The organism is Actinoplanes sp. KI2 (assembly GCF_025630775.1).
GTDB lineage: Bacteria > Actinomycetota > Actinomycetes > Mycobacteriales > Micromonosporaceae > Actinoplanes.
On sequence record NZ_JAOSZE010000090.1, the window covers coordinates 1 to 13,504 of the forward strand.

The following is a 13,504-nucleotide window of genomic DNA, read 5'->3' on the forward strand; positions in this document are numbered from 1 at the left end:
GCCTGTACGACAAAAACGCGACGGCCGGCTAGGGCAAAACCTTCTCGAAGGCGAGTTGGTTGTACCCCTCCGGGTCGTAGAGCGGGATCTCCCGGTATCCGTGGCTCCGATACAGCGCCGCGGCCTCGGGCAACGCCGTGTGCGTCCCCAGCTGCAAGGTGCGATACCCCTGCGCACCGGCCCGGCTCTCCAGCTCCGAGAGCAGCCGCCGGCCGAGTCCGAGACCGCGGCAGGCCTTACTTATCCAGACATGTCGGATTTCTGCAAAAGAGTCGCGAGGCTGCCAGATCCCGCACCCGATCGGCGCCGACTCCTCCAGCGCCACCAGGAACTCACCGCCGGAAACGTCCAACTCGCCCGGCCGCAGCAGCGCACTCTCCGAATATCCGGACGGGAACCGGACATCCAGCTCGGCCGCGTACTCCCGCAGGCAGAACCGCGCGACGGGCGACGCGTCCGGAATCGCCGAGATCTCCACGGTCGCCATCCGCAGCAGCCGGCGCACCTGCTCCTGCGCCGCGACCAACCGGTCCCGCTGGCCGGCCGTGAGCTGCCCGAGCAGCGCCCCCACGCTCTCCCGGGCCCGCGCGTCGAGCTCGTCCCGCGCGTCGAGCCCCGCCGTGGTCAGCGACGCGACCCGCACCCGGCCGTCCCGCGGGTGCGGCCGCACCTCCACCAGCCCCTGGTCGGTGAGCGACCGCAGCATCCGGCTCACGAACCCGGAGTCGAGCCCGAGCCGGCGACGCAGGTCGCGCACGTCGATCCCGTCCGGGCCGATCTCGAAGAGCAGCCGGGACTCGCTCCACGGCCGGGACAGCCCGAGATAGTGATCGCCCAGCACCCCGAGGCGCCGCGTGTAGTACCGATTGAAGTCACGCACGAGCTCGATCTGATCCACGCCCCATATTCTCTGACCACAGTCAGATAATCCAAGCAATTTTCGCGCTCAGGGCCGCTCCAAACGCGACCTTGAAGGCAATGTGTGCTTGCCTAACGTCTTCGCTTCTAGGTCGCGGGCCGAGGAACCGGCACATCGGAGAACCGCCGAAACCGCGCCGCAGACCCCAGCCCCCATGCCTAGACGCCGCCCACGTGAATCACCGGCCGGCGGGACGGATCGGGCTCGGTCTTGCGGATGATCTCGCGCACCACCGGCGCCGTGTCGCCGCGGCCGAGCAACAGATAGCGGAACAGGTGCACGAGCGGGCTGCCCTCGGCCCAGGCGAAGTAGCAGTGCGGGATCACCCCGGTCGCGTCGCGCAGGGCGAGCAGGACCGCGGCGATCGCGTTCGGCGCGGCCGGGCTCTGCACCCGCAGCACCCGGTGGCCGTCGACCTCGACGCCGCGCACCTCGAGCACCTCGCTGAACTTCGACGGGTCGACCACGTCCACCTCGAAGAACAGCACGTCGTGCCGGCCGGGCACCGGGTTCATCCGGCGCTGCTCGTTCTCCTTGTACGCGTACTCCTCCTTGTCGCCGTGCTCCCGCCGGTTGGCCACGATGTCCAGCTCGCCGTCGTTGTCGATCGAGTCGGCGATGTACCGGCGGGCCGCCTCGTCCAGCTCTATCCGGTCGGCGCGCAGCTCGGTCGTCCGGCTCACCCGGGACACCAGCGAGACCAGGATGATGCCGACGACGAACATCGCGGAGATGGCGATGCCGTCCGGCTTCTCGATGATGTTGTCGGCCAACGCGTACAGCAGGATCAGGGTGAGGATCGCGAAGCCGGCGGTCGCTGCCCGTTGTTTCGCCCGGAGGGCGGAGATCGTGACGGCGACCGCGCCGGAGACCATCATCGCCAGGATGCCGGTGGCGTAGGCGCCGGCCTGCGCGTTCACGTCGGCGCGGAAGAGCAGCGTGATGCCGATGCTGATCGCGGTGTAGACCAGCACGACCGGGCGCACCGCCCGGCCCCACTCCGGCGCCATGCCGTAACCGGGCAGGTAGCGGGGCACGATGTTGATCAGGCCGGCCATCGCCGAGGCGCCGGCGAACCAGAGGATCAGGATGCTGCTGATGTCGTAGACCGTGCCGAAGCCCTCGCCGAGCTTTTCGTGCGCGAGGTAGGCCAGGGCCCGCCCGTTCGCCTCGCCGCCGGGCTGGAACTGCTCCTTCGGGATCAGCACGGTAGTCACGAAGCTGGTCGCGATCAGGTAGACGCTCATGATCAGCGCGGCCGTGGTGAGCAGCTTCCGGGTGTTGCGGACGCGCTCCGCCATGGTGCCCGCCTTGATCAGCGGCATCATGCTGACCCCGGTCTCGAAGCCGGACAGGCCCAGCACCAGGGCCGGGAAGGCCAGGATGGACGGCCCGAGGATGCCGAGGAAGCCGCCGCCGGACGAGGTGAGCGCGTCGGTCCAGTTCGACAGCGCGCCGGGCGTGGTGAAGACGTCGGCCAGGCCGACCACGGTGATCACCGCGTTGAGCGCGAGGAAGACCGCGACCAGCGGGATCGCCACGCCGACGGCCTCGCTGAAGCCGAGCAGGAAGACGAAACCCAGGATCAGGAGCAGGACCACCGTGATGAGCACGGCGTGGCCGTGCAGAAAGCCCGGTAGATACGGATTTTCCGACATGTGGACGGTGGCGTCGGCCGCCGACAGGGTGATCGTGATGATCCACGAGGTGCACACGAAGCCGAGCAGGACCAGCACGAACACCTTGCCCCGCCAGAACGGCAGCAGGTGCTCCAGCATCGCCACCGAGCCCTGCCCGTGCGGACTCTCCCGGGCGACCCGGCGATACATCGGCAGCATGCCGAACAGGGTCAATGCCACGATCAGGAGCGTGGCCAGCGGGGAGAGCGCGCCGGCCGCGAGCGCCGCGATCGCCGGCAGATAGGACAGCGTGGAGAAGTAGTCGACACCGGTCAGGCACATCACCTTCCACCAGGGCTGCTCGTGGTCGGTCTGCGCCGACTCGGGGCCGACCGGTTGCACCCGATGGGCGAGCAGCCAGCGGCTGACCCGATGACCCGGCTCGTACGGCCGCTCGGGGCTGGCCACCACGGCCGGCACGTTGATCTCGGTGCTCAATTCACGCTCCACTGGGCCTGGCGACGGACAGGTGCCAGGATGCCCTACGGGTGCGACAAATCGATGACCGATGGGAGTGTGCCGGGTGGACCGGACTGTCGTGATCACGGGTGCCAGCTCGGGCGTCGGCCTTGCGGCCGCCGAGCAGTTGGCCGCGCAGGGCGACCAGGTAGTGGTGATCGGCCGCAACCCCGACCGCCTGGCGGCGGCCGTGGCCAAGGTCAAAGCGGCGGGCAACGGGCGCGAGCCGGGACAGTTCCGCGCCGATTTCGAATCCTTCGACGACGTACGCGCGCTGGCCGACCACCTGCTCGACACGTACCCGACCATCGACGTCCTGGCCAACAACGCCGGCGGCATCGTCGGCGAGTACCGGCGGACCAAGGACGGCTACGAGGCCACGATCCAGGGCAACCACCTGGCCCCGTTCCTGCTGACCAACCTGCTGCGCGAGCGGCTGGCCGGCAAGCGGGTGGTGAACACGGCCTCGGACGCGCACAGCGCCGGCGCCCCCGACCCGGACGACCTCGTCGGCAGCCCCGTGAAATATCGGGCGTTCCGCACCTACGGCGCGTCCAAGTCGGCCAACATCCTGTTCGCCGCCGAGGCGAGCCGCCGCTGGCCGGATGTGACCAGCGTGTCGTTCCACCCGGGCGTGGTGCGCACCAACTTCGGCTCCGGCCGGGCGATGCGGCTCTTCTACCGGTACGCCCCGTTCCTGGTCTCGCCGGAGAAGGCCGGCGCGCTGCTGACCTGGCTGATCACCGCGCCCACGGACGAGCTGGTCAACGGCGGCTACTACGTCGGGCACAAGGTCAAGGAGCCGAGGCCGCACGCCGCCGACCCGGCGCTCGCCGCCCGGCTCTGGGAGGCCAGCGCCCGCGTTACAGAATGAGCGGCATGGAACAGCATCCGAACGTGGTCGCGGTGCGCGAGGCGCTGGAGGCCGCCGGCGCGCACACCGCCCAGGTCGTGGTTCTGGACGACGCCGTGCACACCGCCGTGGCTGCCGCCGAGGCGCTCGGCGTCGAGGTCGGCCAGATCGCCAACTCGCTGATCTTCGACGCCGAGGGTGCGCCGCTGCTGGTGCTGACCTCGGGCGCACACCGGGTGGACACCGCCAAGGTCGCGGCCGGCCTGGGCGTCGCGAAGCTGCGCCGGGCCACGCCGGAGTTCGTCCGCGAGCACACCGGCCAGGCGATCGGCGGGGTCGCGCCGCTGGGCCACCCCAAGCCGGTGCGCACGCTGGTCGACGTCGACCTCGCGCAATACGAGGTGATCTGGGCGGCCGGCGGCGTGCCCCGCGCGGTCTTCCCGATCTCCTACGACGAGTTGGTCCGGGTCACCGCGGGCACGCCCACCGAGGTGGCCTGAGGCTGCATGCCGGTCACCCTGCACGTGTGGCGGGTGCCGCGCCACCGGATCGGCGCCGCCTGGCTGCGCATCGCCTTCGCCAAGCCGCAGCCGGGCATCCGATTTGCCAAGTTCCTGGGCACCAGCAATGGATTTACCCCGAAAAATGCAGACCTAACGCGGTACGCCGCGATCACCGTCAGCGACACGCCGGTCGGCTACCCGACCTGGGACCGTCTCGCGGTGCAGCGGGCCACGGTCATCCTCGAGCCGCTGAGCAGCCGCGGCACCTGGTCGGGCAAAGCCCCATTCACCCCGCAACGGGGTGAATCCGACGGCATAGTTCTCGCGATCACCCGGGCCCGCCTGCGTCCCACCAGGGCAATCGCGTTCTACCGGGCGATCGCGCCGGTGGCCCGCGAGGTCGTGAAAGCCCCCGGGCTGCTGGCCACGTTCGGCATCGGCGAGGCGCCGGTCGGCTGGCAGGGCACGATCAGCCTCTGGCGGGATGCGGCGGACCTGACGCGGTTCGCGTACCGTCAGCCGGAGCATCGTGCGGTGATCGCACGCACCCCGACCGATCGGTGGTATGCCGAGGAGCTGTTCGCCCGGTTCGCGGTCCGCGACCTGACGGGTGACCGGCCGGTGCTGGGGTGGCTGGAAGAGGGGCAGACTTAGGTATGAGGCTCGTTGCGTGGCAGCCGGACGACCTGCTCCGACGGCTCGACGACGTGGTCGCGGTCTACGGCGAGGCGATGGGCTACCGCCAGGAGCTGCTGCAGACCCGCCGGGGCTACATCGGCGCCCACGTCCGGCGGCCGGGTTTCCGCGCGGTCGCCACCCTCACCACCGATGGGCGACTCGCCGGTTTCGGGTACGGGTACACCTCCGGCCCCGGCCAGTGGTGGCACGACCAGGTGCGCTCGTCGCTCGGCGAGGCGGCCCGTGAGCAGTGGCTGAGCGACTGCTTCGAGGTGGTCGAGCTACATGTGCGGCCGGCCGCACAGGGGCACGGGATCGGCGCCCGGCAGCTGCGCGCACTGCTGGCGATGGCCGACGGCCAGACCGTGCTGCTGTCCACGCCGGAGGCGGACGAGCAGAAGTCCCGGGCCTGGCGGCTGTACCGGCGGTTCGGCTTCGTGGACGTGCTGCGGCACTTTTTCTTCCCCGGCGACGAGCGGGCCTTCGCGATCCTGGGACGGGAGTTGCCGCTGGCCGAGCGGCCCGCCGAGGACGCACCGGGCATCGTCGGCATTTGACGAAATATCCGATTTGGGCGGCGCTCGGCGCCCTCATCCTGGTCCAGATCTGCTATCCCCTGACCAGCGGCTCGACCCGGGCGGGGTTGACCGTTTCTACCGTCCTTATCGGATATGTCATCTCAACGACCCACGCTCTGATGACCCGCGGCCTGCGAGCCGCAGCCGCCCTGATCGGCACCGCGACGCTCGGCGGCTTCGCCGTGGAGGCGGTCGGCGTGGCGACCGGCTTTCCGTTCGGCGCGTACGACTACTCCGGCGAACTCGGCCCCAAGCTCCTCGGCGTGCCGCTGATCATCCCGCTGGCCTGGACCTGGATGGCCTGGCCGGCCTGGCTCGGCGCGCTCCGCCTCGCCCGCGCGACCACCGCCCGGGTCTTGATCGCCGCTTTCGGGCTCGCCGCCTGGGACCTCTTCCTCGACCCGCAGATGGTCGCCGAGGGCTATTGGCGCTGGCAGCACCCCACGCCCGCGCTGCCCGGCGTCCCCGGCGTGCCGATCGGCAACTACCTGGGCTGGCTCGGTTTCGCCCTGCTCCTGATGACGGCGCTGGCCGCGGCCGGTGGCCGGGCCACGAACACCCCGGACGCCGCCGACGCGCCGATCATCGCGCTCTGGTTCTGGACGTACGCTTCCTCCGTGCTGGCACACGCGGTGTTCCTGGGGCTCCCGGCCTCCGCGGTCTGGGGTGGGGCGCTGATGGGCATCGTCGTGGTGCCGCTGGCCGTGCGGATGCGGCGATGAGCTGGCTCGTCCTGCTCCCCTGGCTCGCGTTGACCGTGCACACCGCGGTCAACGCGCTGCTCCTGCGGCGGCTGCCCGATCCCGCGGGCGAAACGTCGGCGGCCAAACCACCCGCGGGCGAAACGTCGGCGGCCAAACCACCCGCGGGGGAAACGGCGGAAAGGGTTGCCGTCCTGCTTCCGTTGCGCGACGAGGCGGACCGGGTGACGCCCTGCCTCGAGTCGCTGCTGGCCCAGCGCGGCGTCCCGAACCTGACCATCCACGTGCTCGACGACGGCTCGACCGATGGCACGGCCGAGCTGGTCCGCGCGCTGGCCGGCGACAAGGTCAACCTGATCACCGGCGCCGAGCTGCCCCCGGGCTGGCTGGGCAAGCCGCACGCGTGCTGGCAGCTGAGCAGGGCGGCCGCCGATGCCGACATCCTGTCCTTCGTGGACGCGGATGTGGTGCTCGCGCCGGATGCCCTGGCCTCGGCGGTGCGGCTGTTGCGGGAGATCGACGTGACGCTGCTCTCGGCGTACCCAAAAATCGGCGGAGCCGGACGCCTGCTGCAACCGTTGCTGCAATGGTCTTGGCTCACGTTCCTGCCGTTGCGGGCGATGGAGCGCTCGCCGCGCCCGTCGCTCGCCGCCGCCGGCGGGCAATGGCTGATCGCCGACCGCGCCGGATATCTTCGGGCGGGCGGTCACGCTGCCGTGCGCGCCGAGATCCTGGAGGACATCGCGCTCGCCCGGCAGGTCAAGCGCGCCGGCGGCCGGATAGCGCTGGCCGACGGTTCCCGCCGCGCGACCTGCACCATGTACACCTCCTGGAGCGGCCTCACGGCCGGCTACACCAAGTCGCTGTGGGCGTCCTTCGGCTCCGCTCCGGCCGCGGCGATCGTCGTGGTCACCCTGCTTCTGCTGTACGCGCTGCCGGTCGTCGCCGCGCCGATCCTGGCCGTCACCGGCTCGGCCTCCGCCGCGTTGATCGCTGTGACCGCCTACCTGCTGGGCGTGGCCGGCCGCGCGATCTCCGCGGTCGCGACCGGCGGACGCCCCTGGCCCGATTGCCTGGCCCATCCCGTGTCGATAGTGCTGTTCGCGTGGCTGACCGCCCGATCGTTCCGCCTGCGCCGCCGGTCCCGCCTGAGCTGGCGGGGCCGCCCGCTATGAGCCGGATCATCGTGATCGGCGCGGGGGTGGGCGGGCTGGCCGCCGCGATCCGGCTGGCCGGGGCCGGGCACGACGTCGAGGTGCACGAGCGGTCCGGTGTCGCGGGTGGCAAGCTGGGCGGCTACGAACGGGACGGGTTCCGTTTCGACACCGGCCCGAGCCTGTTGACCCTCCCCCAGGTCTTCACCGACCTCGAGCTGTCCCTGCCGCTGGAGCCGCTCGACCCGGTGGTGCGCCACTTCTTCCCGGACGGCACGGTGCTCGACTCGTCGTCGAACCATCGGGTCTTCACCGACCGGATCGCGCAGTCGCTGGGCGCCCCGGCCGCCGCCGATTGGGAGCGTTTCTGGCGGCGGGCGGCCCGGATCTGGCGCGCGTCGTGGCGCTCGGTGCTGCGCCACCCGGTCACCCCCGCCACCCTGGCCGGCCTCTCCTGGCGACTGACCGACCTGGCCGCGATCGCGCCCGGCCGCACCCTGCGCCACCTGGGTCAGCGGTACTTCGACGACCCGCGGCTGCGCCTGCTGCTCGACCGGTACGCCACCTACGCCGGCACCGATCCGCGCCGGGCACCCGCCGCGCTGGCAGCCATCCCGTACGCGGAGCTTGCCTTCGGTGGCTGGTATCTGCCCGGCGGCCTGACCACGCTGGCGGCGGCGATGGTGGCCCGCTGCGAGGCGCTGGGCGTGCGCCTGGTCTTCGACTCCGAGGTCACCGGGATCGCGACGTCGGGCGGGCGGGCCACCGGCGTCCACGCCGCCTCGGGTTTCCGCCCGGCCGACGTCATCGTGTCCGATGTGGACGCGCTCACTCTCTACCGCGACCTGCTGCCGACCCCGTCCCGCCTGCCGGCCCTCACCGACCGCAGCCTGGCCGGCTTCGTCCTGCTGCTGGGCGTCCGCGGCGAGACCCCCGGGCTGGCCCATCACAACGTCTTCTTCCCGCCCTACTACGACGCCGAGTTCGACGCGATCTTCGGCGGCGCGTCCCGGCGGGCCCGCCCGGCCGACCACCCTACGATCTTCGTCACCCGCCCGGCCGACCCCGCGGTCCACCCACCCGGCTGCGAGTCCTGGTTCGTCCTGGTCAACGCCCCCCGCCACGGCACCGCCTGGTCGGCGGTCGACTGGCGGCGCCCGGGCCTGGCCGACGCCTACGCCGAGCACATCCTGCGGCTGCTGGCCCGCGCCGGCGTCGACGTCCGCGACCGCTTGCTGTTCCTGGAGACCCGCACGCCCGCCGATCTGGCCGCCACGACGGCGGCCCCGGGCGGCGCCATCTACGGCACCACGGGTGGCCTGCTGCGCCCGCCCAACCAGGGCCCGCTCCCCAACCTCCACCTGGTGGGCGGCTCGGCCCACCCCGGCGGCGGCCTCCCCCTGGTCACCCTCTCCGCCGAGATAGCCGCCACCCAAATCGACCCCGCCTGACCCCACGTCTCCGGCACCGGCCGGGGCTTAATGCCTGGCGTCGCGGTGCTGGGGAGTGAGACGCTGCTGTCCCGTGAAGCTGTTGTACTGCGCACATTGCGGCGACATCGTTCGTCTCTTCCCGGAGAAGCGGTCCTGCCTGTGCGGGAAGTCGTGGGGGCACTATCTCGACGATGGCGCCACCACGGTCCAGACCTGGCCAGGGTTGTCCCTCGGCATCGCCAACCCGGACTTCGTCCAGGCCGAGCGGGCGTTCGGCGCCGACGTGAATCGGTTCTCGCCCGAACTCGCGATGCGCTGCTGGATCAACCCGGTCTCGGAGCCCGACGTCAAGTTCGTTCTCGGCGTCCCGATGGACGCGACCGACGAGGACAGCGGTCCGGCCGATTCGCCGGACCGCGACCCGGACTAGCCGATGACCTTCGTCGGGGTCCGTCGATGCGTGGCCTCCGCGGATCCCACGCAACGCATCGGCGTGCATCCTGCTCGGTCGCCGAGATCGCGGTGTTGTCCGGCCCGAGCAGGACGAGCTCGACCCGAGAAATAACGTTTCGGGCAGGTGGCGCGGGTCCGCGATCCGGAGGGCAAGCGAGCCGCGTTGCTGGCGGCGGGCTGCTGAAGTTGTCCACCGGAGCGCCGGGCCCCGGGGCACGCCGGGCGGTGGCCGAGTTCCTCGACCGCACGGTCGCCCACGACCGCGCCTGCCCCCCGGGCAGGCGGCCCCCCGGGCAGGCGCCCCCCGGGCAGGCGGCCCCCGGGCAGGCGGCCCCCAAAAAGCCAAGATCGGCGCCCCCCAAATCAAGATCCACTGCCGTATGGTCTTCGCACGTTGTCGAGGAATGGGGGCGTGGATGCTTTCGAGCTCACGGTGGGCAGGGATCGCCTGCCTGCTCGTCATGGTGGCCGCCGGCTGTGCGAACGAGGCGAACGCGACACCGCAGCCGGGGCAGTCATCGGCCCGAACCTGGCAGAGCGTTTCCGCCGGATGCCCGGCGCTGACCTCGCCACCCTACGGCGTGGCCTCGAAGGGCAAGCGGGTCGCCGACTACGTGGCTCCCGGAGAACGAGAGACGCTCGACAAGGTGGTCCCAGGGGCCGTATTCGACGATACGAGCTGCAGATATACCGCGCCGGGCAAAGTCTCGCCGCTGATCACGGCCCGTATCAGGATCTTCAGCGGAGCCGCCGGTGCGGCGACGGCGACCACCTGGTTCGAGTCGGAGAGGTCGGCATCGAGCCAGATCGGCGGCGCCGACGCGCCGGGACTGGCGGATGGGGCATTTGCCGTCTACTTCGAGCCCGCACTGCACCTCGACGCACGCTCGGGCAACGCTTACGTGTCCGTCGAAGTGCTGCCCGGCATGGAGAACATCCGGACGTTCGACAAGCTGCATCCCCTCCAGCAACAGCTCCCGGCCCTGACCCCGGTCATGAAAGACCTTCTTGCCAGCCTCCAGTGACGTGCACAGCCCGTCGGCGACCTCCGCTGGGTCGCCCTCTCCACCCAGATCGGCCCCGGCCTGCCGGCCGCGCCGTTCGCGCCGGGTGACTTCCGGGCCGCCGAGGGCCGGTTAACCCGACGGTCAGGCCTCGAAGACGTCCTCCAGCATCGCCCGTGACCGTGCCGGACCAGACGGTCGCCGAGGGCCGCGACGGCACGTTCCAGCTCGGCACGACCGAGGAGGCCGGCCGCGCACTTTCGACGGCTGACCGCCGAACATCGGCGGGTGGGTCACGCAGGGCCGGAAGCCCGACTCGACTGGGCGGCCGAGCATCGCGTAGCCGGCATCGTGGCCGACTATCCCCGCCGCGTAGGCGAAGCCGCGACGCCGGTCAGGAGGGGACGGCGTGGGCGGCCAGGAACGCCTTGGCCAGCGCCGAGGCCAGGTCGGCCGGGTTCCTTGCGGCGATCGCCTTGCCGTCGGTGGTGTGGGCGATCGTGGTCAGGGTGCTCATGTCCGCGTCCGGGCCGAAGCCGACGCCGATCACCGGGACCGGGCGTTCCGGGTCCTGGGACTTGGCCAGGCGGTCGAGGAAGGTCTTCTTCGGCATCGAGTACGTGGACTCGCCGTCGGTGCCGTCGGTCAGCACGATGACCATCGTGATGGTGTTGGGCGCAACCCGCGGGCGCATCGCGGCCTGTGCGTCCAGGATGGTCTGGAACAGCGGCGTGCCGGCCTGGTTCGGCGCCTGGTAGCCGTTGATCGCGGTGGCCATCGCGGCGCGGCGGGTGCCCGCGCCGACCTTGGCGTTGATCGGGCCGAACGGGACGACCTCGCTGTGCGGCGGGCTCTTCGGGTTCGGCGTGTTGAAGAACCACATCCCGACGCTCGTCTCGTCGCCGAGCACCTGGGTCGCGGCCAGGCCGGACTGGCGCAGCAGCGCCGCCTTGGTGGTCGGCCGGCCGGCCTTGTCGGTGGCCGGTTTGTTCATCGAGCCGGAGTCGTCGATCAGCAGCAGCACCTGGAAGGCCAGCGCGCGGTACTGCGCCCACTGGACGGCCGGGCCGAGCAGCTTGTCGGTGCGCTCCGGCACCGGCGTGGTGTGCGCCATCGCGTACGTTCGGAAACCCGCCTCGGTCAGCATCGGCTTGCCGATCGCGGCGTGCAGCCGCACGGCCAGGTCGGCGTGCTCGGTCGAGCTGGAGATCGCGAACGGGTAGTCCGCCTCGATCAGCCCGTCGGACGGGAACGAGCCGGTCAGCGGAATCGCGTGCCCGCCGTGCTGGTACGTGATCAGCTGTTGCTCGGTGATCGGGAAGACCCCGATGCCGTTGGCGACCGCGGTGGGGTCGGTGGCCGAGGCGACCCGCTGCAGCAGCTCGCCCGGGTCGGCGGAGGCGTCCTTGAGCCGGCTGCGCAGGGTCAGCGCCCGCAGTTGGGCGATGCCGGCGTCCGGCGTGCTGCTGGCCATCGCGGTCTGGATGGCATAGACCGCGAGCATGCCGACCGTGGAGTGCAGCGGGTCGGGCATGGTCACCGCGGGGATCTGATGGCCGGCGACGCCGGCCATCAGCTGCATCCACGTGGTCTGGTCGCCCTTGGCGTACCGGCCGGCGATGGCGGTCGGGCCGGCGATGACGATGGGGCTGCGGGCGATCGGGTCACCGTCGACCCGGTACGCCTCGACGCCACCCACCAGAGAGATCCGCAGCCAGGCGCTGGAGGAGGGGATCCAGACGTCGGGTTGTTCGGGGGCGGACGCCGTGACCACCGGGTCCTGGGCGGTGACGCCGACCGGACCGCAGTCCCCACCGCCGTTGAGGGTGCGGGCCGCTTCCCGGACCACCGGGGCGATCTCGGGGGCGGCGACCACGTGCAGGACCGTGTCGGGGCACGGGCCCGCGGGACGAGCGGCAGCCTGGTCGGTGGGCTTCTGCGAATAGATCCACCAGGCTGTGCCGCCGCCCACGACCACCAGCACGCCGACGATCATGACGGCGAGGAGGACGCGGACGGTGAGGCTGGCCGGCTGGTCGTCCGGATCGGACAGGGCGGAATGCCGCACCGGTTCCAACATCCCATCACCCTCTTTCCCGGACGATTACGCACGGTCGATTTCGAACGAGGCCGAATAGTAGCCGCCCGCGCGCGGAAGGCAACAGGGAAATTGATTTTCGCGTCGAACAGATTGTGAACTCCCTGGTCATCGGCGAAGGGTGCACAGCTGCGGTATACAACGGTCGTCGATACCGTAGGTAATCAATGGAGATCAAAAAGGCCAGGAAACGGCCGCCCACCCACGCAAGATCGGAATGTCGCGAACGCGGGCGGTGAGCGGTGGACGGAAATGGTGCCACCGGTTGTATAGGGTCGGCCGCATGGATTGGCTGCCACCCCGCCGCTACGCCGACGAGTTGACGGCGGAGACCGCCCGGCTCGCCGCCGCGGCCGCACAAATGCCCACGGACGGAAAAATCAAGACCTGTCCGGATTGGACCGTCCGAGATCTCGTCACCCACGTCGGCACCGGCCACCGCCTCGCGGCCGGGATCATCAAGGAGCGCCGCGACCAACCGGCGGAATATCGCCTGATCCACGCGCCGGACGAGCGGCACGAGTGGCCGGCCTGGCTGGCCGAGGGCGCCCGCCGACTGAACGCCGCCGTCGACGACATCGGCTTCGACGCGACGGTGTGGACCTGGCACCCGAAGTTCCAGACGGCCGGCTTCTGGCAGCGCCGCATGCTGCACGACCTGATCGTGCACCGGTTCGACGCCGACCCGACCGGCGACCTCGCCCCCGACCTGGCCGCCGACGGCGTCGCCGACCTGCTGCTCACCCTCGGCTATCTCCCTCGTTTCCAGGGCGACGGCGAGTCGCTGCTGTTCGCCGCCACCGACCTCGGCCAGTGCTGGCACGTCACGCTGACCCCGGACGGCCTCGAATGGGAGCCGGGCGAACGGGACTCCGACGTGATCGTCAAGGCGCCGGCCAGAGACCTTCTGCTGATCCTGAACAGGCGCCGGGAACCCGGCCACATCGAGGGCGACCGGGCGCTCTGGCAGCGATGGCGGGAAGAAGCAAAGT

Annotated in this window: 13 protein-coding genes; 10 read left to right on the forward strand and 3 right to left on the reverse strand. The window is 71.0% G+C overall.

The window, feature by feature from the left end:
• Positions 1-28: 28 nt before the first annotated feature.
• Both ODJ79_RS45910 and ODJ79_RS45915 read right to left on the reverse strand, forming a co-directional pair.
• Positions 29-898 carry a GNAT family N-acetyltransferase gene (locus ODJ79_RS45910; RefSeq protein ID WP_263030066.1) on the reverse strand — a complete coding sequence of 290 codons (870 nt, stop codon included), beginning with the start codon at positions 896-898 and terminating at the stop codon, positions 29-31.
• 179 nt (positions 899-1,077) lie between these two features.
• Positions 1,078-3,036 (reverse strand): amino acid transporter, encoded by a 1,959-nt coding sequence (locus ODJ79_RS45915; protein ID WP_263030067.1) that lies wholly within the window; start codon positions 3,034-3,036, stop codon positions 1,078-1,080.
• An 85-nt stretch (positions 3,037-3,121) separates the two neighbouring features.
• Between ODJ79_RS45915 and ODJ79_RS45920 the strand changes: the two genes are divergently transcribed.
• From ODJ79_RS45920 to ODJ79_RS45960, 9 genes are all read left to right on the forward strand, one after another.
• Positions 3,122-3,931 carry an SDR family NAD(P)-dependent oxidoreductase gene (locus ODJ79_RS45920; RefSeq protein ID WP_263030068.1) on the forward strand — a complete coding sequence of 270 codons (810 nt, stop codon included), beginning with the start codon at positions 3,122-3,124 and terminating at the stop codon, positions 3,929-3,931.
• 5 nt (positions 3,932-3,936) lie between these two features.
• Positions 3,937-4,410 (forward strand): YbaK/EbsC family protein, encoded by a 474-nt coding sequence (locus ODJ79_RS45925; protein ID WP_263030069.1) that lies wholly within the window; start codon positions 3,937-3,939, stop codon positions 4,408-4,410.
• A gap of 6 nt (positions 4,411-4,416) precedes the next feature.
• Entirely contained in the window at positions 4,417-5,067 is a 651-nt protein-coding gene (locus ODJ79_RS45930) for a monooxygenase (protein WP_263030070.1), read from the forward strand.
• Between the two features lie 2 nt (positions 5,068-5,069).
• Positions 5,070-5,648, forward strand: a complete 579-nt coding sequence (locus tag ODJ79_RS45935; protein ID WP_263030071.1) for a GNAT family N-acetyltransferase — start codon at positions 5,070-5,072, stop codon at positions 5,646-5,648.
• Positions 5,645-6,391, forward strand: a complete 747-nt coding sequence (locus ODJ79_RS45940; RefSeq protein WP_263030072.1) for a carotenoid biosynthesis protein — start codon at positions 5,645-5,647, stop codon at positions 6,389-6,391. The genes ODJ79_RS45935 and ODJ79_RS45940 overlap by 4 nt, the downstream gene beginning before the upstream one ends.
• A complete protein-coding gene (locus ODJ79_RS45945; protein WP_263030073.1) occupies positions 6,388-7,545 on the forward strand; it encodes a glycosyltransferase in 1,158 nt (385 codons plus the stop codon). Before ODJ79_RS45940 ends, ODJ79_RS45945 begins: the two co-directional genes overlap by 4 nt.
• On the forward strand, positions 7,542-8,975 hold the full coding sequence (locus tag ODJ79_RS45950) for a phytoene desaturase family protein (protein ID WP_263030074.1): 1,434 nt from the start codon (positions 7,542-7,544) through the stop codon (positions 8,973-8,975). The genes ODJ79_RS45945 and ODJ79_RS45950 overlap by 4 nt, the downstream gene beginning before the upstream one ends.
• Before the next feature lie 73 nt (positions 8,976-9,048).
• Positions 9,049-9,387: a hypothetical protein gene (locus ODJ79_RS45955; RefSeq protein ID WP_263030075.1), complete on the forward strand. Its 339-nt coding sequence runs from the start codon at positions 9,049-9,051 to the stop codon at positions 9,385-9,387.
• A 484-nt stretch (positions 9,388-9,871) separates the two neighbouring features.
• The gene (locus tag ODJ79_RS45960; RefSeq protein WP_263030076.1) at positions 9,872-10,435 is read left to right on the forward strand and encodes a hypothetical protein; all 564 of its coding nucleotides are present in this window, start codon (positions 9,872-9,874) and stop codon (positions 10,433-10,435) included.
• 373 nt (positions 10,436-10,808) lie between these two features.
• Here ODJ79_RS45960 and ODJ79_RS45965 read toward each other — a convergent pair whose 3' ends face one another.
• The gene (locus ODJ79_RS45965; RefSeq protein WP_263030077.1) at positions 10,809-12,494 is read right to left on the reverse strand and encodes a substrate-binding and VWA domain-containing protein; all 1,686 of its coding nucleotides are present in this window, start codon (positions 12,492-12,494) and stop codon (positions 10,809-10,811) included.
• Positions 12,495-12,795: 301 nt separating this feature from the next.
• Here ODJ79_RS45965 and ODJ79_RS45970 point away from each other — a divergent pair.
• A partial coding sequence (locus ODJ79_RS45970) for a maleylpyruvate isomerase family mycothiol-dependent enzyme (protein WP_263030078.1) occupies positions 12,796-13,504 on the forward strand: 709 nt, incomplete at its 3' end.

Bases quoted from the DNA above. Each gene is read 5' to 3' on its own strand.
- ODJ79_RS45935 (WP_263030071.1), top strand. From the start codon at position 5,070: ATGAGGCTCGTTGCGTGGCAGCCGGACGACCTGCTCCGACGGCTCGAC.
- ODJ79_RS45965 (WP_263030077.1), bottom strand. From the start codon at position 12,494: ATGTTGGAACCGGTGCGGCATTCCGCCCTGTCCGATCCGGACGACCAG.
- ODJ79_RS45925 (WP_263030069.1), top strand. From the start codon at position 3,937: ATGGAACAGCATCCGAACGTGGTCGCGGTGCGCGAGGCGCTGGAGGCC.
- ODJ79_RS45950 (WP_263030074.1), top strand. From the start codon at position 7,542: ATGAGCCGGATCATCGTGATCGGCGCGGGGGTGGGCGGGCTGGCCGCC.
- ODJ79_RS45930 (WP_263030070.1), top strand. From the start codon at position 4,417: ATGCCGGTCACCCTGCACGTGTGGCGGGTGCCGCGCCACCGGATCGGC.
- ODJ79_RS45960 (WP_263030076.1), top strand. From the start codon at position 9,872: ATGGTGGCCGCCGGCTGTGCGAACGAGGCGAACGCGACACCGCAGCCG.
- ODJ79_RS45945 (WP_263030073.1), top strand. From the start codon at position 6,388: ATGAGCTGGCTCGTCCTGCTCCCCTGGCTCGCGTTGACCGTGCACACC.